Annotated in this window: 21 protein-coding genes and 1 pseudogene; 15 read left to right on the top strand and 7 right to left on the bottom strand. The window is 59.5% G+C overall.

Going from position 1 to position 26,336, the window contains the following annotated elements; translation table 11 throughout:
- Nucleotides 1-30 precede the first annotated feature (30 nt).
- The 6 genes from HGK27_RS21985 (at nt 31) to HGK27_RS21960 (ending at nt 4,906) form a co-directional block, all read left to right on the top strand.
- Nucleotides 31-519: a VOC family protein gene (locus tag HGK27_RS21985; RefSeq protein WP_241127737.1), complete on the top strand. Its 489-nt coding sequence runs from the start codon at nt 31-33 to the stop codon at nt 517-519.
- A gap of 177 nt (nt 520-696) precedes the next feature.
- Nucleotides 697-1,659: an alpha/beta fold hydrolase gene (locus tag HGK27_RS21980; RefSeq protein WP_241127734.1), complete on the top strand. Its 963-nt coding sequence runs from the start codon at nt 697-699 to the stop codon at nt 1,657-1,659.
- 486 nt (nt 1,660-2,145) lie between these two features.
- Complete coding sequence (locus HGK27_RS21975; RefSeq protein ID WP_206244951.1) at nt 2,146-2,409, top strand: hypothetical protein; 264 nt, start codon at nt 2,146-2,148, stop codon at nt 2,407-2,409.
- Nucleotides 2,410-2,412: 3 nt separating this feature from the next.
- A complete protein-coding gene (locus tag HGK27_RS21970; RefSeq protein WP_206244946.1) occupies nt 2,413-3,681 on the top strand; it encodes an amidohydrolase in 1,269 nt (422 codons plus the stop codon).
- Nucleotides 3,682-3,701: 20 nt separating this feature from the next.
- On the top strand, nt 3,702-4,337 hold the full coding sequence (locus HGK27_RS21965; protein WP_241127732.1) for a trimeric intracellular cation channel family protein: 636 nt from the start codon (nt 3,702-3,704) through the stop codon (nt 4,335-4,337).
- Nucleotides 4,338-4,447: 110 nt separating this feature from the next.
- On the top strand, nt 4,448-4,906 hold the full coding sequence (locus tag HGK27_RS21960) for a YccF domain-containing protein (RefSeq protein ID WP_206244942.1): 459 nt from the start codon (nt 4,448-4,450) through the stop codon (nt 4,904-4,906).
- Between the two features lie 36 nt (nt 4,907-4,942).
- Here HGK27_RS21960 and HGK27_RS21955 read toward each other — a convergent pair whose 3' ends face one another.
- Nucleotides 4,943-6,094, bottom strand: coding sequence for an AAA family ATPase (locus HGK27_RS21955; RefSeq protein ID WP_206244940.1), 1,152 nt, complete (start codon nt 6,092-6,094; stop codon nt 4,943-4,945).
- 199 nt (nt 6,095-6,293) lie between these two features.
- Nucleotides 6,294-6,626, bottom strand: coding sequence for a hypothetical protein (locus HGK27_RS21950; protein WP_206244939.1), 333 nt, complete (start codon nt 6,624-6,626; stop codon nt 6,294-6,296).
- A gap of 1,598 nt (nt 6,627-8,224) precedes the next feature.
- Between HGK27_RS21950 and HGK27_RS21945 the strand changes: the two genes are divergently transcribed.
- Together HGK27_RS21945 and HGK27_RS21940 are read left to right on the top strand one after the other, a co-directional pair.
- Nucleotides 8,225-9,577, top strand: a complete 1,353-nt coding sequence (locus tag HGK27_RS21945) for a S41 family peptidase (RefSeq protein ID WP_206244938.1) — start codon at nt 8,225-8,227, stop codon at nt 9,575-9,577.
- A gap of 281 nt (nt 9,578-9,858) precedes the next feature.
- Nucleotides 9,859-10,920 (top strand): class I SAM-dependent methyltransferase, encoded by a 1,062-nt coding sequence (locus HGK27_RS21940; RefSeq protein ID WP_206244937.1) that lies wholly within the window; start codon nt 9,859-9,861, stop codon nt 10,918-10,920.
- A gap of 155 nt (nt 10,921-11,075) precedes the next feature.
- Here HGK27_RS21940 and HGK27_RS21935 read toward each other — a convergent pair whose 3' ends face one another.
- Both HGK27_RS21935 and HGK27_RS21930 read right to left on the bottom strand, forming a co-directional pair.
- Nucleotides 11,076-12,314, bottom strand: coding sequence for a glycosyltransferase family 4 protein (locus HGK27_RS21935; RefSeq protein WP_206244936.1), 1,239 nt, complete (start codon nt 12,312-12,314; stop codon nt 11,076-11,078).
- Nucleotides 12,301-13,284, bottom strand: coding sequence for a DUF535 family protein (locus HGK27_RS21930; protein WP_206244935.1), 984 nt, complete (start codon nt 13,282-13,284; stop codon nt 12,301-12,303). The genes HGK27_RS21935 and HGK27_RS21930 overlap by 14 nt, the downstream gene beginning before the upstream one ends.
- A gap of 703 nt (nt 13,285-13,987) precedes the next feature.
- Between HGK27_RS21930 and HGK27_RS21925 the strand changes: the two genes are divergently transcribed.
- From HGK27_RS21925 to HGK27_RS21900, 7 genes and pseudogenes are all read left to right on the top strand, one after another.
- Nucleotides 13,988-15,112: an acyltransferase family protein gene (locus tag HGK27_RS21925; RefSeq protein WP_206244934.1), complete on the top strand. Its 1,125-nt coding sequence runs from the start codon at nt 13,988-13,990 to the stop codon at nt 15,110-15,112.
- Nucleotides 15,113-15,184: 72 nt separating this feature from the next.
- Nucleotides 15,185-15,508 (top strand): annotated as a pseudogene (locus HGK27_RS31135) (transposase); the annotation flags it as partial.
- Nucleotides 15,509-15,765: 257 nt separating this feature from the next.
- Entirely contained in the window at nt 15,766-16,767 is a 1,002-nt protein-coding gene (locus HGK27_RS21920) for a zinc-dependent alcohol dehydrogenase family protein (RefSeq protein ID WP_206244933.1), read from the top strand.
- A gap of 284 nt (nt 16,768-17,051) precedes the next feature.
- Nucleotides 17,052-18,434 (top strand): glycoside hydrolase family 88/105 protein, encoded by a 1,383-nt coding sequence (locus tag HGK27_RS21915; RefSeq protein ID WP_206244932.1) that lies wholly within the window; start codon nt 17,052-17,054, stop codon nt 18,432-18,434.
- 85 nt (nt 18,435-18,519) lie between these two features.
- Nucleotides 18,520-18,690, top strand: coding sequence for a hypothetical protein (locus HGK27_RS21910; RefSeq protein ID WP_206244931.1), 171 nt, complete (start codon nt 18,520-18,522; stop codon nt 18,688-18,690).
- A gap of 128 nt (nt 18,691-18,818) precedes the next feature.
- Nucleotides 18,819-21,737: a TonB-dependent receptor gene (locus HGK27_RS21905; RefSeq protein ID WP_206244930.1), complete on the top strand. Its 2,919-nt coding sequence runs from the start codon at nt 18,819-18,821 to the stop codon at nt 21,735-21,737.
- Nucleotides 21,738-21,855: 118 nt separating this feature from the next.
- Nucleotides 21,856-22,932, top strand: a complete 1,077-nt coding sequence (locus tag HGK27_RS21900; RefSeq protein WP_206244929.1) for a glycoside hydrolase family 43 protein — start codon at nt 21,856-21,858, stop codon at nt 22,930-22,932.
- A gap of 12 nt (nt 22,933-22,944) precedes the next feature.
- Here HGK27_RS21900 and kduI read toward each other — a convergent pair whose 3' ends face one another.
- From kduI to HGK27_RS21885, 3 genes are read right to left on the bottom strand one after another with little or no spacing between them, the layout of a single operon-like run.
- Complete coding sequence (kduI, locus tag HGK27_RS21895; protein WP_206244928.1) at nt 22,945-23,781, bottom strand: 5-dehydro-4-deoxy-D-glucuronate isomerase; 837 nt, start codon at nt 23,779-23,781, stop codon at nt 22,945-22,947.
- A gap of 20 nt (nt 23,782-23,801) precedes the next feature.
- Nucleotides 23,802-24,956: a glycoside hydrolase family 88/105 protein gene (locus HGK27_RS21890; protein WP_206245485.1), complete on the bottom strand. Its 1,155-nt coding sequence runs from the start codon at nt 24,954-24,956 to the stop codon at nt 23,802-23,804.
- A 40-nt stretch (nt 24,957-24,996) separates the two neighbouring features.
- Nucleotides 24,997-26,280, bottom strand: a complete 1,284-nt coding sequence (locus HGK27_RS21885) for an MFS transporter (protein ID WP_206244927.1) — start codon at nt 26,278-26,280, stop codon at nt 24,997-24,999.
- Nucleotides 26,281-26,336: the final 56 nt, after the last annotated feature.

Here is a 26,336-nt window from a genome sequence, read left to right as displayed (position 1 = left end):
ATCTGGCGGCCCCTCGGGATCGCGGCCTTGATGGTGGCGGCCCCCGTGCCCGCTGATGCGCAGACCGGGCCGCTGGCCGTGACGGGCATCGACCATGTGGGCATCAACGTCCCTGATGCCGATCGGGCCATCGCCTTCTTCGCGCAGCTTTTCGGTACGCATGTTCTGACGGATGTGCGCCCGGCGCCGATCAGCCCCGCATGGAAGAGGCGCTTTCACTGGCATGCCTCAAGCCGCCTCAAGCGTATGGTGATGCTGCAGGAACCTGACGGGTCGAAAATCGAACTGTTCCAATATGCCGGGCCCCTGATGTCTCGCGCGCGACCTCATGAAGATGATGCTGCCGAAACCCATATCGCCTTCAAGGCTCATGATCCGGAGGCCACGCTGGCCGCAGTTCGACGCCTTGGCCTGCCCGTGCTGAACGCTCCGGCGACTGGCCCGGACGGATCGCGCTGGGTCTATATGCTCACACCATGGGGTTCGCAGATCGAGCTGGTTTTCGCGCCGGACGGATAGCCCATCAAGGCGGGGCGCCTGCGCTCCACGCAGTGATGCGCGTGCATCACGTTTTGACCGCAGGTCCGGGCTGGGCCTGTCCTTGAAGTCTTCTGACATGACATGGGTCTGGCACCAGCCGGACAGAACGAGATGCGAGGTGCTGATATGACACGATTTCGCAGGATCATCACCGCAATGGCCATGACCGCTGGCTTTGCGACTTCGGCGCTTCACGCGCAGCCGGTTCCGGCTGTCACAGTCGACGTCTCCGATGCCGCTCTTGCCGCCCGGCTCGGCGATTTTTCCAGCACGACGGCGCAGATCAATGGCATTCGCCTGCATTATGTCATTGGCGGCAAGGGGCCCCTGCTTGTGCTGCTGCCCGGCTGGCCCGAAACGTGGTGGGAATGGCACAAGATCATGCCCGAACTGGCCCGGACACACCGCGTAGTCGCGGTCGATTTGCGCGGCATGGGCGGGTCTGACAAGCCTGAGAGCGGCTATGACAAGAAGACCATGGCAGCAGATATTGGCGCGCTGATCCGCAGTTTGGGCGCGGACAAGGCCGATGTGGCTGGGCATGACATCGGTTCGATGGTGGCTTTCTCACTCGCCGCGACCCGGCCCGATCTGGTGCGCAAGCTGGTGTTGGTGGATGTTGCGCCGCCCGATAACAGCCTGAAGAGCTGGCCCATGTTGCCCGGCGTCGGTACTTTTGGCGATAAGGTTGGTGATGGCTCGACCGCCTATGTCTGGTGGTTCGCCTTCCATCAGGTCAAGGGTCTGCCGGAGCAACTGCTGGCTGACGGTCGCATCCGTTACGCTCAGGACTGGTTCTTCCACTATCTCACCCGTGATGAGGCGAGCATCGATGCTTTGGATCGCGCGGTGTACCAGTCTGCCTATACCAGCAAGGATGCGATCCGCGCCGGAGATGCGTGGTATCAGGCTTTCCCGCAGGACATTGTCGATGATGAGAGCTATTCGAAACTGGCCATGCCGGTGCTGGCCGTCGGCGGCCCGGGGTATGGATGGTTGAAGAGCGTTCTTTCCGCCCGCACAAGCGATCTCAGAGTGGTGAAATCGGATGTGGGGCATTTCATTCCCGAGGAAGATCCTCAATTCCTCGCAAGCCAGATGCGAAGCTTCCTCAAATAAGATGCAGAAAGTTGGAGGAAGATGGTCTGAATTTCAAGGTATTTGCAGGGTTTTTGGAGTTTCCAGAAGGTTATTGAAGAAGCGCCGGAGAAGTAATCCATCAAGTGTTTGATCGATGCAGGGATTTTCATCTTATTTAAAATGCTTATCTCTATCCATCAGGTTGTGACCATATGAAAAAATGGCAGCTATAAGGAAGAGAATTCCGAACAGTGATGGACAGCTTTGTCAGCGGTAAATGATGGTTTTTATCTTTTAGACAGTCCGCGATCTGTGGTCACGTCAAAATCATGATTGTTGCCGTCCATGCTGCCCAAGGCATGCAGAGTTGCCGGAAGGTCGATCTTGCCGGAGGTCTACGGCCTGGCCCAGAGGGCGCCGCATGCCTCGCTTGCGTGACCTCCGTGCGGACTTTGCTCCATGCTTGCATTTGCACGGCTTGCGGTTTGGCGGTAGATATGACGGCCAACAAGAAGGAGCCTCCTGATGAGCGCCAGCCTTTCACGATCCGGAGAAACGCGCTCCGGGCTTCTTCCCTTTTATGGCAACGGCAGCCACTGCACCCATTGCGCGGATGGCACCCATGCTGACGATGCCTTGCGCATGCATGTGCTGAATCTGCTGGCCCTGATCGAGCATGAGGATGCCTTGCCCAAAGAGGCCGCCCTGCGCATCGCCCGGGAATTGCTGGCATGGTGCAACGCTCCCGAGCCCGCGCAAGAGAGCGCAAACCTCAATCAGGTTGCCTAGGCCATGACGAGCAGCACCGGCGAAAGCCCGCTCACCACACCTTCAGATGCTCTGCTGGAGCGTCTGCGCGACATCTATCGCGATCTTCATGCCAATCCCGAACTCTCGATGCAGGAAGCCCGGACCGCAGGCATTGCCGCAAGCTGGCTGCGTGACCTGGGCTTTGAGGTCACCGAGCAGTTGGGCGGCACGGGCGTTGTGGGCCTGATCCGCAATGGCGATGGCCCGACCGTGCTGCTGCGCGCCGATATGGACGGCCTGCCGCTGCGCGAAACGACCGGCCTGCCCTATGCCAGCGCGAAAGAGGGCGTCGACCGGTTCGGGCAGGACACGTTTATCGCCCATGCCTGCGGGCATGACATGCATGTCACCTGGCTGATGGGGGTTGCCCATCAACTGGCCTCGCATCCCGAGGGATGGAGCGGCACGCTGCTCTGCGTGTTCCAGCCGGGCGAGGAAACCGGGCAGGGCGCCCGGGCCATGATCGAGGATGGCATGGTGAAGCGTTTCCCCCGGCCCGACGTGACGCTGGCCCAGCACGTCATGCCCTTGCCCGCCGGGCATCTCGGCTGGCGGACAGGCACCATCCTGTCGGCCGGCGACAGCTGGGAGGTGACGCTCTATGGCCGCGGCGCCCATGGATCGATGCCGCAAAAGAGCATCGACCCGGTGGTGATGGCAGCCTCGACAGTGATGCGCCTGCAGACGGTCGTTGCGCGTGAGGTTGCCATGACGGACTCCGCCGTGCTGACGGTGGGGGCGCTGCAGGCCGGGCGCAGCGAGAATGTCATCCCCGATCAAGCGCTGCTGCGGCTGAATGTGCGCACCTTCAAGGAAGAGGTCCGCGACCGCGTGCTGGGCGCCATCCGCCGCATCGTCGAGGCTGAAGCCGATGCCTCCGGGGCCACGCGCAAACCGGATATTTCGGTCCTCAGCCAGTTTCCGATCACCCGCAACGATGAACAGGCGACCCGGCGCGTCGTTGCGGCGCTGGAAGGCACCTTCGGCACGGAAGCGGTGAGCGAAATCCCTCCCGCAACAGCCAGCGAGGATTTCGGGCTCTTCGGCACCGCATGGGACAGCCCTTCGGTGTTCTGGGTGGTGGGCGGCATCGATCCCGATCTCTATGCCGAAGCCCGGTCACGCGGTGCGGTGGACACATTGCCCGCCAATCATGCTCCGGATTTCGCGCCGGTGCTGGACCCGACGCTTCAGATCGGCCTCAAGGCCATGGTCAGTGCTGCCCTCGCATGGCTGGCGCCCGCACAATAACCTCGATAAGCGACCCGATTGTGAACCAACATCTGCTTTCCGTAACGATCAACGTGCTTGATGCGCTGGGCACCATCGCCTTCGCGGTGAGCGGCGCCTTGCTGGGCGTTCGCAAGAACTTCGACCTGTTCGGTGTCCTGTTCCTCGCCTTTGTGGTGGCGGTGGCCGGGGGCATGATGCGCGATGTGCTGATCGGCGCCATTCCTCCTGCTGCCATGCGGGATATCCATTATTTCCTGATCGCCATGATCTCGGGTCTGGCCACCTTCTTCTGGTCTCCCCGGATCGCGAAACATCCCAATATGATGCAGTGCCTCGATGCGGTGGGTCTGGCCCTGTTTGCTGTGGTGGGGACGCAAAAGGCGATGGAGTTCGGGATCAATCCCGTGATGAGCGCGCTGATGGGGATGCTGACCGGCATCGGTGGCGGCATGGTTCGCGATGTGCTGAGCGGCGAGATCCCCTTTGTGCTGCGTGCCGATCTTTACGCGCTGGCCGCGCTGGCTGCGGGCGCTATCGTGGCGGGTGGCTCTTTTCTGGGCATTCCGTCGATCTACACGGTGCTTCCCGGGGCGGGCCTGTGCCTGTTTTTGCGCCTGATGGCCATCTATTACGGTTGGCGTGCGCCTCTGCCGCCCAGATCGATCGACGGATAAGACCATCAAGGTTGCCGGGTCTGCGGGGAAGGGCGAAGCTGGCCCGCCCCATTGAGGGTGACAAGGCGCCAACTTCCTGCCAGCCTGCATCGAGCAACAGGGGTAAGCCAATGCGCATGGTGGCCAATTTTCTCTGGTTTGTCCTCAATGGCTTCTGGATGGGGCTGGGCTGGTGGTTTTTCGGCGCTGTCGCGGCCATCACCATCGTGGGGCTGCCATGGGCGAGAGCCTGCTTCGTCATCGGCCAGATGGCGTTCCTGCCCTTTGGCAGGGAAGCCATCAATCGCCGTGACCTGACCGGGCGGGATGATCTGGGCACCGGTTCGATCGGTGTTTTGGGCAACATCATCTGGTTTGCTTGCGCAGGTTTCTGGCTGGCGCTTGGTCATGTCCTCTGGGGCGTTGCCAATTGCATCACGATCATCGGCATCCCGTTCGGGCTCCAGCATTTCAAACTGGCGGGCTTGGCGCTCTTTCCGGTGGGGCAGGCGATCGTCACCCGGGATGTTGCACAGGCGGCACGTGATCAACGCGCTTCCGCTACGGTGAGGGCATATCGCAAGGGATGAAAGCCCGGGCAGGGGAAGCGGGCCATCGGCCCTGTGTCATCGCTTTGGCCAGATCCAGCGCGGGGCGTCGTGATCCTCGATCTGGGTCTCGCCCAATCGCTTGGACAGGGCGATCTCATGCAGGCCACGGCTCTGGCGCAGCGCCGCGATCAGCCTTTCACTGTGAGAGACCAGCACGATCTGGCTACGGCGCGCGGCTTCGACCAGCAGGCGCGCCAAAGCCTCCAGCAGTGAGGGATGCAGGCTCGCTTCCGGTTCATTGAGGATCATGATCTCGGGCGGGCGGGGCGAGAGCAAGGCGGTGACCAGCAGCAGATAGCGCAACGTGCCGTCGGACAGTTCCTTGGCCTCGAAGGGGCGCAGCAGGCCGCGCTGATGCATGGTCACCACGCCATAATCCTCACCCTCGACATGAATGGCGGAACCGGGGAAAGCGTCATCGATGGCATCGCCAAAGGCTTCCCCATCGCCGATGGCCTGAATGGTGGCGATGGCAGCGGCCAGATCTGCGCCATCGCTGCCCAACACGGGCGTATAGGTCATGACATGCGGCCGCCGCGCCGGGGCATCGGCATCGGTGCGAAGATTGTCGTAGAAACGCCAGTTGCGCATCCGTTCGCGCATCAGCAACAGTTCGAGGCCGTCGACCGGATCGGCGCAATGGGTGACCATGCTGTCGAAGGCCAGCAGATTGGTCAATGCCTCGCGCCATTCGCCATTCTCGGCCCGGCGCAACCGGACGGCTTGGCCGCGCCTTTCCGCAAAGAGATTGGTGCGGCCCAGGACTTCGCCGGTCCACATCGCCTCGACCTTGATTTCGGGGTCGCGCTGGAAGGGATACATGGGTTCGGGGCGCCCCAGATCGATGGCATAGCCGAAATCCGCGCCTGAAAAGCCAAGACGAAGGCTGTAGGGCGCCGAACGGACCGTGCCGGTGATCGCCGTCTCACCGTGCAGCATGGCCTTGCTGAAATTTTCCGGCCCGGCCCACAGGGCCGAGAGGAGGCCGCCCTCGGCTGCCAGCGTGGAAATCAATCGCCCCTGTGCCGCTTCAGACAGCAGCCGAAGCGAGCGATAGAGGCTGGACTTGCCGCTGCCATTGCCACCGGTGATGAGCGTTAACTGGCCCAGTTCCAGCACAACATCCCGCAAGGATCGATAGCCGGCAACGGCGAGGCGGGTAATCATGCCGAATCTGTAATCCTGTGGCGATCGATGAGCAGATGCTTAGTTTGGCTGCTGTTACATCACGCTTCCTGCCTGCCTGGCAATAAATTTTGTAGTCTGGCGAATAGAGGGTGGCATTCGATGGATCGATGACAGGCCGCTTTGTCAGCGGATATGTCTGCAAACTGGACAAGAGCCAGTCAGCTGATGGTGCTGAATTTTATGCCAGCAGGCCGTTTGCAGCCACACTGGATGCGGCAGTCGCGCTCATGCCGCGGCTTTGCAGGGCGGCCCGCTTGACTGCTTCCTGAATTTCATCGTTAATCTTGTCTTTTTCGGGGCCGGTCAGGACGCTATATTCCTGTTCGGTCATTTTGTGCTTTTTCAAAATGCCATCGCGGATTCGTTCATATTGCGTCTCGGTGGCGGCCTTGTTGAATTCCGCCAAAACTTTAGCGAAATCTGCCCGCTGGCTTTTTGCTTTCGCCGCCGCGCTAGGCGTTGACGAACTGGAAGATGTGGCCAGATCGAATTCTGTTACGATCGTTGACATAAAATTCTCCTATAAGAATAATTCTCAGATTATTTCGGGAAGGTGAATTTTATATGATTGCTGCTATACGAGAGGTGTGCAGGGATATTCAAATTTCTTCTCGCGGGCTGGGTGTGTGATGGGAAATTTTGTTCAACGTAGCATGACGGCTTTTCGGCTCTTACAAGCAATTTGCGACATCGATGGGTGGTGTTGTTCAACGGCTCGCCGGGGCTTCGGGGCCGTGCAAAGGCTGCAGATCAGGCGAGGTCAGCAGGGCGATCAGCGCCGATTTTCCTGTAAGCTTAGGCTGCTCAGTGGGGGGGAGAGCGGACAACCACGTGTGGCAATGCGGTTGGGAAAACAGGCTTGCTGACGAAGCTCGGCGAATGGCCGGTCGAGATTGCTGGGGCAGCGCCTTTGGGGCTTTCGGTCGCTCACAGCGATATAGGCTTCTATCTGGCAACGGCTACAAATCGAAAGTGACACTTGTTGCCTATCGCGCAACGATCATGGATCGCTGTGGCGTGTCTATTAGAATTGTCTACCCTGACGTTCCTGTTCTTCTGGTGCGGAGCGGTCACCCTGAAACTGTGCGATCTGCTTCCTGAGTGAAGGACTGCGCTTGAGGATAGGCTTTGAGTTCGGGAGTGTCGGAATAGGCCGGGCGCCGGTCGGATCAGCACTAGGTCGGATGCTGTCAGTCTTTGGGTTCGACGAGAAGCAGGATGATATCCTGCCCGTTCGCAGCCGTGATTTCCATGGGGCGAGCGCTAGATCATTTCCTCGGGAGGTTCTCCTCGCCAACCCCGTTCCATTTCCGCTGCGGTTGCCTCAAGATTTCGCGCCAACATTTCAAGAGCATCTGCCGCGCTTTGCCGCTCATCATTCCACATGCCGGTCCCTTCGCTTCTTCTGCGGGCTACCGCAGCAGCGAACCGAAGGGTAATCGGGCAGAAAGGCTGCTCACTCGACATATCCTGAGATATGCACATTTCATCAGCAATGCCTATGTTAATTTACGGGGGCGAGCGGTTGGAATTTCGTCTGCAGCTATGTCGGTGATACATTACAACCATTTCGGCGCGTTTTCTCTGAAATGCTTGGTCCATGATGGACTGCTGCTCGTGTCGGTTCAGCCATCAGGCAAGCGACTCGGCCTCATTATTTCCAGAAGAAAGCACTGTCCGCTATTTCCGTCGCTTCGATGGAGGCCGCCGAGGGGGCATGTGACCGGCAAGGAAGGGCGAGCGGGCTAAGCCCAATTCTGGAGGGGCGGCCTTGTCAGGTATGCGCTCTCCCGGCGTACCGTCTGAAATTCATGGCCAAGGGCTCTTGCGGAAATCAGCGGTGCCAACCGACAGGGAGGTGCAATCGCAAAAGGGGAGAGTAATCCATGTCAATTATGATGACTATCATCAACGAAATTTTTAATCGGAGCGGTAGAAATTTTCCAGATGAGCATGACGTAAATGCAACTAGAGGCAGCAGGCGATAAGCGTCCCTCTGTTTAAGTAAACCGCACCTGTTTCACTGCATCATAAGTTGAGTATAGGAGAGAGGCCGCACTCCGTCGACCGTCACGTCAACTGGCGCCCGCTTGAGAGAGGAGAACCGTCATGATCCTTCGCCTTCGCTTCGCCGCCTGTGCCTCGCTCCTCTCATTGTTGCCCGTTGCTGCCTCGCCGGTTGCTGCGCAGGCAGGCCCGCCGCCGGTCGCCGCCCCGGGCAAGGCAACCGACGCGGCCACGCGACAAGCGGTGGTTGAAAAGCTCGCCCAGTCCATGCGCGACCAATATGTCTTTCCCGATGTCGGTGAGCAGGCCGCAGCCGCCATAACGGCCGCGCTGGCGCGGGGTGACTACAATGCCCTGAGCGATCCGGCCGCCTTTGCTGAACGACTGACCACCGATCTCGCCGCCATCGCGCATGACAAGCACCTGCGCGTCATCTCGCAGGTATCTGCGCCACCGTCTTCAGGGCCAGGTGCTCCTCCGACCTTCGGCAGCGAGGCCGGTATCGTCCGCGCCGACAAGCTTGCGAACGATATCGGTTACATTGATGTCTCGGGATTTCCACCGCCGCCCTTGTTCAAACCGGTGCTCGATCGGGCCTTGGCCAAGCTGAAAGGAAGCCGCGCCCTGATTATCGACGATCGGCGCAACGGCGGCGGGGTGCCGCAATCGGTCGCCTATCTGGTCAGCTATTTATTGCTGCCCGCAGAGCCGGCGACGCTCATCGAGTTCATCCACCGGACGCCGGGTACTCGGGAGTTCAAGCGTGATCGCACCATGACCGGCCCGACGCCTTTCAGCTTTGCCGGTGTGCCGATCTATGTGCTGACCAGCAAAGCCACCTTTTCGGGCGGGGAGGAGTTCGCCTATGATGTCAAGACCATGAAGCGCGCCACCCTCGTCGGGGAGGTGACTGGCGGCGGGGCCAATCCCGTCGGGCCGGTGATCCTCGGCTATGACTTCATGGTAGCGATGCCCGGTGGTCGTCCCGAAAGTCCGATCACCAAAACCAACTGGGAGGGTGTGGGCGTCGAGCCTGACGTCAAGGTCCCGGCGGGGGAGGCTTTCGGCGCGGCGCTGAAAGCGCTTGGCCAGAAGCCGGCCACTGACATCGCCGTTGCATCGCGCGAGCAAGTATTTGCCCCGCGCACTGCGCCAATACCGGGCAGCGACGCGTTGCTGACACGAATCATCGCCATGTACGCGACCGGCAAGATGGACGACACGCTGTTCGCTCCTGACGCGGTCGAGGGCGCACGTCAGGCTCTGCCGTTTATGCTTGAGCAGCGGAAGCGCTACGGCACGCTCAAGTCGCTCACGTTTCGTGAAGTCATGATGGGCGCGGACATGTACCTCGCCACATTTGACAATGGCGCGGCGGGGATCGGGATTGTGGCCGATCCTCAAGGGCGCGTGTTGGCGACGACTGGTTTCATGCCTCCCCCGCCCGGGAAGTAGCAGGGGTGGGCCATTCTGTATGCAGCGCCGCTAATTCTGCGCGATCATTCGTTTTGACATAACTGTTGTCTGTTAAGCGCGATTGGTCCCTGTTGCCGCCATGGATTCTAGCCATGGCGGTTGATCTGACCGGACGCTGCGACGTAGCGGTTCAAAAAGCAGGCCTCCAATGGGGATGTTATGGCAGCGAGGGTCAACTTGCTTCGATTATGCTATGATGGCGCCCAATTGATCGTTCTGTGGAGTCGCGGGTGACGCGGCCTCAAGAGAGGAGCGAAATCATGCCGCCCGTCATCGATGAAACAAAGCTGCATGCGTTCGTTGGAAAGATGCTCGGCGATCTGGGCGGTGCGATGAGCGTGCCAACGGTTCGCATCGGCATGCGGCTCGGATTGTTCGATGCCCTGGCCCGGGCGCCTGCCAACGCGCATGAACTGGCCGTGAGGGCAGGCGGCCTGCATGACCGTTATGTCCGTGAATGGGCGCTCGCACAGGCTGCGAACGGCTATGTTGATTTCGATCCGGCCTCGGATCGGTTCAGCCTGTCGCCAGAACAGGCCATGGTCTTCGTCAACCGGGACAGCCCGGTCTTCCTTGCCGGAGCCTTCGAGCTGGTGGCGGCGATGATCGAAGCTGAAGCCAGGGTTGAGGACTGTTTCCGCCATGGCACCGGCGTGCGCTGGGGCGATCATGCCGGCTGTCTGTTTTGCGCAACGGGTGCATTCTTCCGGCCCGGATACGTCAACAACATCGTTCAGAACTGGATTCCGGCGCTGGATGGCATGGAGGCACGGCTTCACAGCGGCGTAAAGGTTGCGGATGTCGGGTGCGGTGTCGGTTTCTCGACCCTGCTGATGGCCGAAGCCTATCCGGAAAGCCGGTTCATGGGCTTTGACTTCCATGCGCCCTCGATCGAAGAGGCAAGGCGACATGCACGAGACCATGGCCTTTCTGACCGCGTCACATTCGAAGTGGCAACGGCGAAGGACATTGCCGAGGACGGCTTCGACCTGATCACGATGTATGATTGCCTGCACGATATGGGCGATCCGCGCGGTTGCGCCATCCACATGCGCCGGATACTTGCGGATGGCGGAATCTGGATGGTCGTCGAGCCTATCGCCGGTGACGCGCCAGTCGATAATCTGAACCCCGTGGGGCGGCTATATTACAATGCCTCCACCATGATTTGCGTGCCAACATCGCTGGATCAGGAGGTCGGCGAGGCGCTCGGGGCTCAGGCCGGGGAACAGAGGCTGGCCCGGATTATGCGCGAAGGCGGTTTTGCAAGCGTGCGACGTGCCACCCAAGGGCCGTTCAACATGGTGCTGGAGGCGCGCTGACTGGAATCATGCTCTGCTGGCCCGCGACGCATGCGTCTTTGGGGCACAGGAAGTGCTGGATTTTTGTTCTGGCATCTGGCCGATCCCGGATTGGCTTCATCAACCCATGGTCTTCGTTATGATCGAAGGGCTGACGGGGCCTTGGCTGCAATCATTCATTCGGGAACAGCAGGGTTTTGGAGAGATAAGTTCGGTTCAGATGGCCGTGGTTTGTCGGGGATAGTCAATATGTTCTTGATCGCTGCCATGACATGATCAGACTCGCTCATTGCGTTGAATCGATCATAGTATGAGGCGGCTTTCTTTTGTGCTTCCTCAAGGTGCTGTGGGTTTTCAAGAATTTCTTGAAAAATATTTTGGTCAATGCCGAAAATTGCCCCATCATACCCATGAGGCAATCCATCAAAAGCTTGTTCCGAAACGAAGGCGGGTAATCCATATTCGAGAGCTGACACAATCTTTATCTTGAGGCCTGTTCCATCGACTGGAGCGAGGGCAGCTTTGGAAACGGCATAGATTTCCTCTATATTGTCGACAAACCCCAGCAACTGGATCGAGGGGTAACCGGAAGCCGCCTCAATGATGGCGGGGTCGTTGCAAATCTGTCCGCACACAGCGATCCGATAACGCGACAGCCATTGGCCATGAGTCTTCAGAAGGGATAAAAACCCCCTGACGTTCATTTCATATCCGGATGCCACGAATACAAGATCGAATTGATAATCCGGATTGTCGCCTCGGTTTGCTTTCCCCGAAAGATGCTCCCAAGAGGAAACATAAAAGGTCTTCGAATTTTCCAGCATCATGCGGAAGAATGAAGTCTCGGACGGCGATATTGCCACAACCCCTGCTGTCGCATCGAGAGCTGCCAATTCACCCCGCAATTTTCGCAAGGCGCTGATCGATAGGTTGCTTTTTTCTGATAATTTTGCCCATTTTGCGAACAGCAAGTCATGCGTATCGACCAGACATTTGGAGGTGTCGAGGCCATTAAGTTCGCTAAGGGCAAATTTGTAGCTGACAATGAAAGCGCCGGCCTGTTGTTTGATTGTTTCGAAATTGATACTTTGCTTCGGGGCGCTAAAGCCTAGGATCGATGAAGACCGTTTAGGGAACAGCGATACCAGCAGGTTTTTAACGGCAGCAACCCGTGCAAGGAGAGGAGAGAAATCCTCAATCACCAGATGTACACTGGGCCAGCGGCTGTGGAACAGCTTGACACTCTCTTCAGTCCAGGGATGCGATGGATGATTTTTGTGAGAATAAACCATCACATTCGAAAATTCTGATGCCAGACGATTCAACAGAGATGCCGCCCTGGCGTGAGATCCATCAATTTCAGCCGCGAATGATGACGTGAAGATCAGAACCACTGGCTTGTCATTGTCGATCATGCACGCCTCCGGGCGCTATTTTCGTCATGGGGGCGTCTCCCGAAGGGTAAGGAGAACTCGATTGGGCACGAGATTGCAAGAATAGATTTTGCGATGATGTCAGAAGATCCCGCTTGCGCTCTCGCTGGAAACGGACCCGTGAGCGATTGCTGGATTTGACCTCTTCAAGGGGGCGCTCCACCAAAGGGATGTTCAGAAGGAAGAACTTGTCGGAATATTTCTCTGCTCCGAGGTCGGAGAGATATTTGTCATAGGCATTGAGGAAAACAGAGGATTCTGCGTCTGTCAAACAGACTTGCGCTTCAGCGCAGACGCTCAGGATCGTTCTGGCTTCTATACCCAAAGCGATTCCCTGCAGGGCCGCCATGAGCAAAGATGCGGCGGACAATCCTCGCAGGTCCTTCATTGCACAGCGGGCTGCTTCAAATTCCTTCGCGATGCCCTGTATCCTTGTGAGCAGGATGATTGTTTCTTCAGGGCGCCCCACCAGCGAGCCGGGAGCAAATGAGAAGGACATCAGATAGATCAGGGATGATCCAAACATATACTCGAGTGTAAGCTCGCCCTCATTGTCGGTGGGGTGCGAGAACACGAGCTTTATGCTGTGATTTTCGGCTTCCTCACCATAGCTCCATAAATCAAGTCCTTCTGATAACATCAATCCTGACAATTTATCAGACAAGGCGTCACTCAGAACCTCGTAATGCCTGATGAATATCGATGCCTTGCTATCTGTATCAAGACCTTTGACGAGATATTTAGGGTGAAGGTATTTGAATTCTATCCTCGGCTGAAGACGCTTGATGATTTTGAAGCCATCCCATGAAATAGCCCTGCGGACGCGCCAATGACGGTCCGGGTTTGTGATAAAGCTGCTGAATCTATACAGGCGTGCAACCACCTTCAGCCGGCCATCTTCTTTTGATGCAAATGCTTTTGCATATTTTTTTTTCATAAGAGCAAGGGCCATAATGAATAACCTCAACATGCCGCATGAAAAGCGATGCGCCGTGATTTTGTGAAGCTTTAATTGAGTCTATTCATTGTGCATGTCCCGAGGCAAATCTATCAATAAAAATGCCATATGTTTATGACAGTCCTGTCATTGTGTAAAAAATGCTTTTATGACTGTGCTTGTCCAAGGTGAAGTGATTCTCGCGGATGAATCGCATTTCTTACAATGGTTTCTTTGGCCGTAAGACGTGGGATATCAAGATGTGGCAGGAGGTGATAAGCGTTTATAGCGCTATCATCGGCCAAGTCTTCTAACTGTGCCGCCTTCTCCCAAAGAGTAGGAGGGCAATAGTGGGGTATGTCCGTTCTTGGCCTGACAGATCAATCTGTTCACAGGCATGCATAGGCTCTTCTCCCATGCCGTACCAATGGGCGGATCGCGTTGCGATGACGCTTGCGGGGCGATGGGGTATCGGGGGTAATCAACTGGGTGTAGTACAGAAATTCCCTTGAAACTCAGCCACAGCATTGAATTTCTCTGCCGGTGACTCGAGGCGGAATGAACCGAGGGGCAGCTGTGGCAGCCTCAAGCGGTGGCAAGGAAGTTTCGAGGAGGCTAAGCCATTGCAATTAAGGATAGGGCCGAGGTTCCTGGCTGGACTCCATGCAGAACCGCTTCATAACCAGGCCAAGGCAGTCTGGGGGTTGGAGCGGCAGAGTTGGAAACGGCAGATGGCCATAAATATCTGACGTTGGATGCGCTGCGCGGTGTCGCCGCGATCGTGGTCGTGCTCGGACACCTGGGCGTTATCTTCAAATCCGCCTTTATGCTGAACGGCAGCTACTATCTGGCGGTCGATATTTTCTTTGTCTTGAGCGGGTTTGTGATCTCGCATGTCTATGACGGGAAATTGCAGGATACGCTGACTGCTCCTTCCTTTCTTGCCATGCGGGCGGTGCGTTTATGGCCGTTGATCGCGCTCGGCATCGTGCTTGGCACCACCCAGCTCACGATTTTGCCCGTTCCGGGGGAGCCTCACAATGCTCCTCCTGATCAGATTTGGATCAGTGCGCTCCTCAATCTGATCTTCCTGCCGTCCTGGTTCCATAATCCGGTCGGCAGCGCCTTTATCGCCGATGCGCCCGAGTGGTCGCTGTTCTTTGAGGTGGTCATTAACATTGTGTTCGCGCTGGGTCTGTTTCGCTTGCGGGGGAGGCCTCTGATTGCCTTTCTGGTCTTGTCCGGCCTGGGCATGCTGGCGGCCATCGAGCATTATCATTCGGCCAATGTCGGTTGGGCCTACAATCAGCGGATGGCGGGCCTGTTCAGGGTATGCTTTTCGTTCATGCTGGGGGTCGCTCTCTATCGATCTCGCGGGCTATGGGGAAGATTTACGCCCAGGCTCAATCCGCTGCTGCCGCTCTTGTTTGCTGCTGGCGCGCTGCTCCTGAGTTTGTTGAACTGGGAGCGGACGCTGTATGACGCGGTCTTTATTTTTCTGATTTCACCGGCTTTGGTGATGGTCTGCTCGGTGACCGAGCCATCGGCCCGCACGAAACGGATCGCGCGGATTCTGGGTGAGACATCCTATCCGGTCTACGCCATCCATTTCCCCTTTTGCCTCGCGCTTGCCGCCGTGATCGGCGTGCGGGAGCGGGGGGCGGCGGCCACCTTTGCCATCGAAGGTGGAGCGCTGATGGTGTTGCTGATCGCCAGCATGGCTGCCTCGCGGTGGTTTGACATTCCCATGAGGGCGGCGCTTCGGCCCCGCATGATATGGGCCGGGCGAAGGCGAACTCATGGTGCGGCGCGAGTTATGGAGCCGACGGTCCTCTCCGAATAGAGCTTCAGCTTGGTCGGATCAGCGCCTCACGGCGGCGTCCTGCAGCAACTCGGCCCTTCAACATCCGGGAGAGGCAAGACCAGCGATAGAATCGGCGCAGCTCCCTTGCTCGACGATTTACCAAAGGCCCAGTGGTGTTGGCCGACCAGGGCTATGACGCAGAATGGTTCAGGCACACGCTTGAGCAGAAAGGCGCCAAACCTTGCATTCCGGGTCGGAAATCCCGTTTCGTATCCGTCAAACACGACAAGCGCTGATACAAGCGGTGCAACCGGATCGAGATCATGTTCGGGGCGCCTGAAGGATGGGTGCCGCGCGGCAACACAATATGACCGATGTCCCGCCGCCTTCTTTTTCGCCCTGGCTCTGGCTGCAACCGTGTTCTTCTGGTTCTGATCAGGAAGACTCGGCCCTGAGGAAGGCTCCGTCAAGCGACTTGATGACCGCCTTTCGGTATTCTGACAAGCCAACAGCATCGGGGTTCGGACAGCTGCCATAAAAATCCACACGGACATGCGGCAGCTTGAGCAGATGGCCAACCAAGCTCAAACAGAAATGCATGGCCTACATGCAACATCGTTGATTTTCGCATGAGGCGTTCGGGCCGATGATGAGGGCCATGGGAAACAGCCCACATATCAGCGAGAGCCATCATGCAAGCAGCCATTCTTGAAACCCACACCGAAGCCTTCACTCTAAAGACCATCATGCTGCCCGAGCCCGGCCCCGGGCAGGTCCGCGTCCGCATCGCGGCCAGCGGCGTCAATCCGCTCGATCTGAAAATCCATCAGGGGCAGGCGGCTCATGCAAAGCACCCTCTGCCTGCCGTGCTTGGCCTCGATCTGGCCGGGACCGTTGAGGCCGTCGGCGAAGGCGTCACCCGTTTCCGCCCCGGCGATGCGGTCTATGGTATGACCGGCGGCGTCGGCGGCCATCAGGGATCGCTGGCACAGGCGGCCATCGTCGATGCCGATCTGCTGGCGATCAAACCCGCCAATCTCTCCATGCGCGAGGCCGCCGCCCTGCCGCTGATCACCATCACCGCCTGGGAGGGCATGGTGGACCGCATGAATGTGAAAGCCGGGGAGACGGTGCTGGTTCAGGGTGGCGCGGGCGGTGTCGGCCATGTTGCTGTGCAGATCGCTTTGTCGCGCGGCGCTGAGGTTTTCGCCACGGGCTCGGCGGGGCAGCGGGGTGTGATCGAAAGGCTGGGCGCGATCTTTATCGACCGTGAGGAGCCTGTCGCCGATTATGTCGCGCGCCTGACCGGGGGCGAAGGTTTCGACCGCGTGTATGACACGGTGGGCGGCGTGGCGCTGGATGCTTCCTTTCAGGCGGTGCGACGCTTTGGTCATGTGGTCAGCTGTCTGGGTTGGGGCACGCATGCGCTGGCGCCGCTGTCCTTCAAAGGGGCCAGCTATTCGGGCGTCTTTACGCTGATGCCGCTGCTGTCGGGCGTGGGCCGTGCCCATCATGGCGAGATCTTGGCGCAGGCCGCGCAGCTGGTCGAGGCGGGCAGTCTGCTGCCGATGGTCGATCCGCGCCACTTCACGCTGGAGACGGTCTGCGATGCCTATCGCACGCTGCGCGCCGGAGAGGGGCGCGGGAAAATCGTTGTCGATGTAGCGAATGGGGAGCCCTCCGAAGGAAAATGATGGATTGGGCCAGCGGCGGGGCCAGACTGATTTCCGATACGGGGATCAACTTGGTCAAACGTGAAAAATGTCCTGCTGGCGTGAATCCCGGGCCGACTGTTGCTGCCCACCGGGGCAGTCAATGGTCGGCTCGATGGCGGCTGAGAGGTTTTGGGTTCCGCTTTTCCCGTGCCGGACTTGCCGCGAAGGCTTCTTGGTTGTAGGATAAGTCTACATTGTGAGTAACTGGTTCGCATTGAGGAATCTTCCAGCGGGCGGTCACCCATTATAACAGGGAGGATGTCGTGAAAGAGCCCTTCGCCCCCAAATCTGCGGCGTGCCTGTTGCTGGCCATGGCCATCAGTCTTTCCCCCGCCCTGGCGCACTCTGCCCAGCCTGATCAGACCACGCAGGCGGTTGTGGTGCCATCAAAAGAAGAGGTGCTACAACTGGCCCGCCGCTCTGGCGAAGCGCAGGTCGCCCAGTTGCAGGCCGATGAGGCTGCGGGGCGCCGGGGCACAGGCCCCGATTGGGTCTCCGCTGTCTTTTTTACCGGCGCCATGAAGCTGGCGACCGCCACCGATGTGCCGAAGGTTCTGGATTATAGCCTGAAGGCCGCGCGCCGTTTCAGCTATGCCCATCAGGGCGATGGCGCGCCGGTTCATCTGATCAATGCCGATGATCAGGCCATCGGGGATCTGTACCAGTCGGCCTTTTTCCAGACGGGGGCGCCGGGTACGCTGATGCCGCTCAAGCAAAGGCTGGATTATACGCTGCCTTATCTGAGTCTTGCGCCCGAGCCCAAACGTCTGGTCTGGTGGTGGTGCGATGCGCTGTTTATGGCCCCGCCTGTGCTGGCGCGCATGTCGGCGATCACCGGCGATCGGCGCTATCTCGATGCCATGGATGCGCAATATTGGCGGGTTTACGATCATCTGTATGACAAGGATGAGCATCTCTTCGCCCGCGATGCGCGTTTTGTCACGCGCCGCTCGCCGAATGGCAGGAAAATCTTCTGGGGGCGGGGTGAGGGTTGGGTGATCGGCGGTCTGGCCCGCGTGCTGGAGGTGATGCCTGCGGATTATCCCTCGCGCCCGCGCTATGTGGCGCTGTTCAGGGAGTCGGCGAAGCGGATCATCTCGCTGCAGCATGAGGATGGGTTGTGGGGCACCAATCTGCTGGAACCTGATCTGATCCCGGGGCCGGAAACCTCGGGCAGCGCGCTGTTCACCTATGCGCTGGCCTTTGGGATCAATCACGGGCTGCTCGACCGCCAGACCTATCTGTCGCCGGTGTTGAGGGCTTGGGCTGGCCTTGGCCGCCATCTGCTGCCCAGCGGGATTCTGGGGCAGGTGCAGACAACCGGCGATCAGCCCGTGCCCACAAGGCCGGAGACCACCGGCCTTTATGCCAGCGGTGCTTTCCTGATAGCGGGGGTGGAGGTTTCGCGATTGAGCGATGCGCAGACGCCTTTGCCGGTGCCTTTGCCGGCAATTCCCAAGCTTCAGTACAGAGCCGCGAGTTGGTCCGGGGCTCCCCTGCCGCCCGATGCCACGCCCGAGCAGGTGCGCGAAAGGGCGCGGGTTATCGCTGAAAGACAGGCGGTGGTGGATCAGGCCTTCGATCCCATGGTCGATGATCCGCACTATACGGCGCCCATTCCGTTGGCGGCATGGGGAACGCGCTGAAGCCATTGTGGGTGGCTTCGGCGGGTGCTCCCATCATTTTAGTCATATGATAAATTCATAGCATTGCTTTGATGGTCTGAACGCCGTGAAGCAAGCGACTCGCAGCGGCGGTGATGGTGATCGCCCGTTGTTGGGCAATCGATTGAAGGAGGGGGTGTGCAGCGCCCCCTCCTTTTTTGTAGGAGCAAATATCCGGATTATTGCTGAAGAGGGCGAGGCCATCCAAAAAATTTATGATGAAAAAATAGCTTGTTAAATTCCATCAATGCCAGATCTGACGGCATTCACGGTCAGCAATTATCCTACTGATTGACGACGCCTGCACCCAAAGTTATATGACAACTATTCATTGCGGCGCAGACCGCAGCCAACAGGGGTGAGGACATGTCTTCTTCGACATTCAGAAGTGCGGTCTCCGTCGGGGCTCTGGCGCTTGCGCTGGGGGCGTTCAACGCCGAGGCGCAGGCTGATGCCCAGCCTGCAAAGACCGAAGTGGCCACGCCGCCGCCTGCCGATGGGGGCTCGGCTCAGCCTGCAGCGGCGGACATCATTGTTACCGGCTTCCGTTCGAGCCTGCAAAAGGGCCTTACGCTGAAGCGGGAAGCGGTTGGCGTGCGGGATTCGATCGTGGCCGAAGACATCGGCAAGTTCCCCGAGCAGAATGTAGCGGATTCGCTCCAGCGCATTCCCGGTGTGCGCCTTTCGCGCGATGGTACATCGAATGAAGGACAGCGGATCAGCATTCGCGGCCTGGGATCGCAATATGCGGTGACAACCATCAATATGGCACCTGTTCATACAACATCATCGCAAAACGTCGGTTCTTCGACGCGCGACTTCAACTATGACGTTTTCCCTTCCGAACTGTTCGGGCGGGTCGATGTCTACAAGACGCCGCTCGCCAATCTTGAGGAAGGAGGGATCGGCGGCAATGTCGATCTGCAGACACCGCGCCCCTTCGACAGCAACAAGCGCATTTTGCGCTATTCGCTCTCGGCCAATTACAATGATCAATCCGCCAAGATCGGCCCGCGTGGGTCACTGCTTTACAGCAATACCTGGGGCAATTTCGGTCTGTTGCTGGGCTTTGCCTATGCCAAGAACACCAATGAACGCTCCGGCTTCCAGTCGACCGGCGGCTACAATTCCTCGACGCTGGGCGCGACCTCCTACAATTCCCCCGCGCCGCCGACCAACACATCTGGCCCATTCCCTTTCCAGCTCAATCTTGACAGTCCGCTTGCCAATTTCAGCGGTTACACGCGCGATCAGGTGTCGAACGCTTATTTGCCGCGCTTCTATCGTGTCTATGCCTCCAGCGATGTGCGCACGCGTATTGGCGCGGTCGGTTCGCTGCAATATAAATCCGATCGGCTTGAGATCAGCCTGGACGGCATTTTCTCGAAGCTGAAAGATTCGACGGACGAATATACGTTCGGCGTCGGTGTTCGTAACTCCCGCAGCGTGCCCGGATCGACCTCTGCGCCCGGAACCGGGACGAACTCCGGTATCATCCCGCTCAACGTCAAGATTGACCAGTATAACAATCTCTACGGCACTTTCGGCAATACCGATATCACCACCGAGAGCTTCTATCGCGATTCCCAGACCAGCTTCTATTATGGCATTTTGCGCGGCGTCTATGATGTCTCCGACAGGCTGAAATTTTCCGCTCAGGCCAATTATTCGCGCAGCAATGCCTGGTATTCGGCCAATCGTATCGTGTCTCTGATCAACGGTATCCAGACCACTTTCGATCCGACCGGCAATGTCAGCTATCCCAGTATTTCCTCTCCCGTCGATTTCACCAATCCGGCCAATTTCACCAGCCCTTCGCTGGGCTTTTCGCTGGCGCGTGAGATCGACATCGAAAAGACCACCCGCGCCCAGTTCGATTGGGATGCCGGTGATGTGGCCGGTATCGAGATCAAGGCGCGTCTGGGCGGCAGCTATGTGGCCACCACCAAGCGGCTGGCCATTGCCGATGGCAGCAGCATCGCCACGAACCGGACGCTTTCGACCGGAGGCACCTTCAGCACTCTGAATGTGTTTTCCTATATGAACCCCTATGTGCAGATCGGTCGCCTCGCCAATGGCGGGAATCCGGGCTATCTCTCGGAATTTGCGACCTTCTCGCGCTCCTTCGTGATGGATTTTCTTGACGCGAATGGCGCCAACAATGCAGCCACGCCCAACCCCAGTTCGCAATTCACCGCGCAAGAGGATGTATCCTCTGGCTGGCTGGAAGTGACGGGCAAGACCAAACTCTTCGGTCGTGAACTGCGCGCCGATCTTGGCCTGCGTTATTCGAGCACCGCCACCAACATCGACAATTTCAAAAGCATCGCCTCGGGCGTTTTCGCGCCCAACAATGCCAAGGGCGGCTACAGCAACTGGCTTCCCTCGGCCACGCTGGCTTATGATTTGACGCCCAAGTTGGTGGCGCGCGCCTCTTTCGGCAAGACGATCACCCGCGCCGCTTTGCAGAACATCGCTTCGGCGCTTTATGTGCCCAACATTTTCTCGGGCGCCTACACAGTGGGCAATCCCAATCTGAAGCCGCAATTGGCCACCACCTGGGACGGCGGCGTGGAATGGTATTTCCAGCCCGGCGCGCTGCTCAGCCTTGGCGTGTTCCAGAAGACGCTCAATGGCACCACGCAGGCGGTGCAGGATCAGATCACGCTGGGGGCGTCGGGCCTGCCGGCCAGCGCCTTCAACGGCACTGCGCTTGGCTATCCGGATGGCAACATTCCCGCCGATTATCTGCTGACCCGCACCTCTTACATCAATCAGGGCACGATCAAGCTGAGCGGGCTGGAAGCGGCCTATCAGCAGACCTTCAAATTCCTGCCCAAGCCTTTCGACGGTCTGGGCATGCTGGCCAGCTTTACGGCGGTGAAGTCGCAAGGCTATGATTTCGTCACGCAGGGCGCCTCGCCCAAGAGCTTCAGCGTGGCCTATGTGCCGAAATACACCTACAGCATCACAGGCTATTATGAGAAGGGCCGCTTCTCGCTGCGTTCATCCTACAATTATTACTCCGCTGCGGCCAACACCAATGTCAACACCGGCAACAACCAGATTCCTTACAATTCGGCGGCGGGTTACCTTGATGCCAACATCAGCTATCGCTTTACCGACTGGCTGGAAGTCCGCGTCGATGCGGTCAATCTGACCAATGCCAACACCTATATCTATTATGAGGACCCCACCGGCCCCAAGGGCAATGGGCAATCCCGGCGCGATAACTCCTTCTACAATGGCCGGACGTTCAGTTTCGGGATACGTGGCAAATTCTGACGGGCTTACCGCTCCTCGGTGCTTCTCTCGGTGAAGCATCGACTGGGGCCCCGCAAGGGGCCCCCTTTTTTTGGGATATGCGGCCAGAGGCTCGCAGCGCAGGTGAAGGAACACTGAGATGAAGATCCATCGACGCGGCATGCTGGCGGGGTCCGTTGCGCTGCTTCACGGCGCGATGGCGCGCGCCCAAACTCCGGCCTCTATTGCTTCGGGGCAGCTATGGCCTGATGACCGTGGTCTCCATATCAACGCTCACGGTGGCGGGGTGTTGCACCATCAGGGCCGCTATTGGTGGTATGGCGAGCATAAGGTGGCGGGCGATGCCGGTAACAGGGCGCAGGTCGGCGTGCATGTCTACAGTTCGGCGGATCTGATGCATTGGCGCGACGAAGGCATCTGCCTGAGCGTCTCGCACCAGCCTGGCGATGATCTGGAGGCGGGCTGCATTCTGGAGCGGCCCAAAGTGCTTTTCGATCCGCAGAGCAAGCGTTTCGTGATGTGGTTCCACCTTGAACTCAAGGGGCAGGGCTATGCCTCGGCCCGCGCGGGCGTGGCGGTGGCTGAGCAGCCGCAGGGGCCTTTCACCTATCTGCGCTCGGCTCGGGTCAATCCCGGGGTCTGGCCGATCAATGCCACGCCTGAGGATTGCCAGGCGGGCACGAAACTGGCGCGCGATTTTTCCGGCGGCCAGATGTGCCGCGATATGACGCTATTCGTCGATGACGATGGGCGCGCCTATCATATCTACGCCTCGGAGGACAATCAGACGCTTCAGATCGCCGAGCTCGCGCCGGATCTCACCCGCCACAGCGGCCGCTATGCACGCATCCTGCCGGGGCTGGCGAATGAGGCGCCAGCGCTCTTCAAGCATGACGGGCGCTATTTTCTGATCGCCTCGGGCACGACAGGCTGGGCCCCCAATCCGGCGCGGCTTTACGTGGCGGACAATCTGTTCGGCCCGTGGCAGGCGCATGGCAATCCGGTGCGCGGCACGCCGGAGCAAATGGCCACCACATTCGGCGGCCAAAGCACCTTCATTCTGCCGATCAAGACCGCCAACGGTACTCAACGCCTGATCTTCATGGCCGATATCTGGCAGCCCAAAAACGCCATCGACGGCCGCTACATCTGGTTGCCCATCGACTGGGAGGACGGCCTCCCCGTGCTGCGCTGGACCAAGGGCTGGACGCCCTGAGTCAGCCCCCGGTCAGGCCAGCTGGCAGATATCCAGCACGTCCATATCCTCGTAATCGAGGTTTTCACCCGCCATTGCCCAGATGAATGTATAGGCCCGCGTGCCCGATCCCATATGCACCGACCATGGCGGGGAGATCACCGCCTCCTCATTGCCCATCACGATATGGCGCAGCGCATCGGGCTGGCCCATGTAATGGAACACCCGGTCCTCCTCGGGCAGGTCGATGTAGAGGTAGATTTCGCTGCGCCGCTCATGGACATGCGGCGGCATGGTGTTCCACACGCTGCCCGGCTGAAGCTTCGTCAGCCCAAGGCAGAGCGAGGCGCTCTGGCAGGCATGGGGTAGGATCAGCTGATAGATGCTGCGCTCATTCGATCCTTCCAGACTGCCGCGCTGCATCGGGGTGATCTCTTCCAGCGTCAGCTTGCGCATGGGGAAGGCGCGATGGGCCGGCACGCTCAGCAGATAGAAGCGCGCACCCTTGCCGGAAAAGCTGACATCCGCCTTGCCCATCGGCACATAAAGCGCGTCATGCTGCGCCAGTTCGAAGCTTTCGCCATCGACCGTCACCGTGCCCGGCCCGGCGCCGATGTTGACCACCCCCAGCTCGCGCCGTTCCAGCAGCGGATGGCCGGCAGCGCTTGTCGGCTCCGCCTGCCGGGCCAGTGCCAGCGTGGCGGAACCGGGCACCGCGCCGCCGATGATAAAGCGCTCGCCATGCGAATAGGTCAGCACGATCTGGCCAGGCTGGAACAGGCCGTCGACCAGATGGCGCTCGCGCAGATCCTCGTTGGAGGCGCCCTGCATCATGTCGGGATGGGTGGCGTAATAGGTTTTCTTGAACAAGGCTTTGCCTCCCGCCTGACTTAATTGAGGATGCCGCTGCGCTGCAGCTTGCTCACCTCGGTGGCGGCGAGCAGAAAGGCTCCCACGCCATAATATTGGGTGTCGCTGGCCTCGACCTTGTCGGGCCGGTCGCTGACCTGCTGCACCCAGCCCAGCCTGCCATCGGGCTGGATCGCCTGAGCCAGCGCCTGCCAGCCTTTCTGCGCCACAGGCGCGTAGCTCTCCTTGCCGAGCAGCCCGGCTGAAATGCCCCAGGCCATGCCATAGGTGAAAAAGGCGGTGCCGCTGGTTTCGGGCGGGGCCTGCTCGGGTGCCAGCAAAGATGGCGCCCAATAGCCGTCGGGCTTCTGCAGCTCCTTCAGTCGCCCGGCCATCTCAACAAAGAGCTTGCGCATCCGAATGTCGTCGGCGCTGCCTTTGGGCAGCAGCGGGATGATCCGCGCCATGCTGGCAAAGACCCAGCCATTGCCCCGGCTCCAGAACAGCTTGCGCTGCTGTTCGTCGCGGCGCTCAAAGAAGCGGCTGTCGCGGTAATAGAGATGCTGGGCGGGATCGAAGAGGAAATCGGTGGTGGCCCAGAACTCCTTCAGTGCGAAAGCCGCATAGCGCGGATCGCCCGTCTGGCGGGAGAGTTCGATCATTGCGGGCGGCGCCATAAACAGCGCATCGCACCAGCACCAACGCTCCAGACATTCGACATCGCCGCCCTTGGCCCCCTGATAAAAGGCCAGCGATACGCGCGCCGGATGGGCGAGGATAAAGTCGAAGCCCTTGCGCGTCGGGGCGATCGCCGGGGCGCCCGCGCCATGGCCTGCCGCCCAGAGATAGGATTGGGTGATGGCCAGATCGTCGGCATGATAGGGGCGGCTGCCGGGCGTCCAGCCATTGGCGGTGCCCATCTTGAGCACATCCTCGCGAATGTCGGGCCCGCCGCCATGATCGGCCAGAGCAGTCATGCCGATCCAGAAGACGGCGCGCTCCCAGCCGCGCGTGTTGGCCGTTTCGCTGGTGGCCTGCGAAACATGCGAGGTGTTGTCCAACCGCTCGACCTGCCAGTGGGCGAGGCGAATGGCAGCATCAATGGTGGCGCGGGCTTGTGCTTCATGGCTGGTTGGCCCCTGGGCGGCGGCGGCCTGAAGCGGGGTAGCCGCGATGCTCGATGCCGCCAGCGCCATGGCCAGCGTAAGGGAAAGATGTTTCACAGGTGATCCTCAGTCATAGGGGGGAAGGGAAGCCGGCCAACGGCTCAAGCCGGGGACTGATCAGATGAAGCGCCAGCAGCGCCACGAAATAGGCCGATCCGGCGACCAGAAAGATCGGGCCGTAACTGCCGGTTGCATCAAGCACATAGCCCACGAATTTGGCGATCAGCATGCCGCCGATCGCGCCTGCCGTGCCGCCGATCCCCACCACCGATCCCACCGCAGAGCGTGGGACGAGATCGGAGGGCAGCGTCAGCAGATTGGCGGAGAAGGCCTGATGGCCGGCTGTGGCCAGCCCGATCAGCAGCACGGCGGTCCATAGCGTATCGACATGCTGCACGGTGATGATCGGCAGCACCGCAAAGGCGCAGCCCAGCATCACCAGCTTGCGCGCGCGATTGGGGGTGAAACCGGCCCTGATCAGCCGTGATGAGCACCAGCCGCCCAGCACGCTGCCGCCATCCGACATCAGATAGATGGCGATCAGCGCCGGGCCGAAGCTCTTGAGATCGAGGCCGTAGCGCTTGCTCAGGAAATCGGGCAGCCAGAACAGGAACATCCACCAGATCGGATCGGTCAGGAATTTGGGCACGGCATAGGCCCAGGTCTGGCGGCGCGTGAAGAGTTGAGCCCAAGGCGTGCGCACCGCAACCGGGGAGGCATCGCCACGGAGCTGATCGAGTTCGCCCTGCGTGACTTGCGCCGTTTCCCCGGGACGGCGATAGATCGCCACCCATGCCACCACCCACAGCAGGCTCAGCGCCCCGGTGGCGACAAAGGCCGCACGCCAGCCATAGGCCAGCGTGATCGCGGGCACGATCAGTGGGGTGACGATGGCGCCGACATTGGCCCCGGCGTTGAAGATGCCCACGGCCAGAGCGCGCTCACGCTGGGGAAACCATTCGGCCACCGCCTTGAGCCCGGCGGGGAAATTGCCGCTCTCCCCCAGCCCCAGCGCGAAACGGGCGAGGGCGAATTGCACCACGCCGCTCACCAGCCCATGCGCCATATGCGCCAGCGTCCAGAAGCCGACCGCCACGGCATAGCCGACACGCGCCCCGATCCGGTCGATCAGCCCGCCCATGATCAGGAAGCCGATGGCATATGCGGTCTGGAACCAGAAGACGATGTCGGCATATTGCCGCTCGTCCCAGCCCAGATCGTGCTGAAGCACCGGCTTGAGCACGCCGATCATCTGGCGGTCGATGTAATTGATCGCCGTCGCCGCGAAGAGCAGGGCGCAGATCTTCCAGCGATAGGCGGTGCTGCGCGTGGCCGGCATCAGCTTGTATGTCATCTTTCAGCGCAGCCGGGCCGCAAGCCGACAGGCTTGCACGGCGCGTGAGTCAGCGA

Origin of the sequence: Novosphingobium terrae (assembly GCF_017163935.1) — a bacterium.
Lineage (GTDB): Bacteria > Pseudomonadota > Alphaproteobacteria > Sphingomonadales > Sphingomonadaceae > Novosphingobium > Novosphingobium terrae.
The sequence above is the reverse complement of the archived record's forward strand: the minus strand, read 5'-3'. Positions and strand labels throughout refer to the sequence as shown.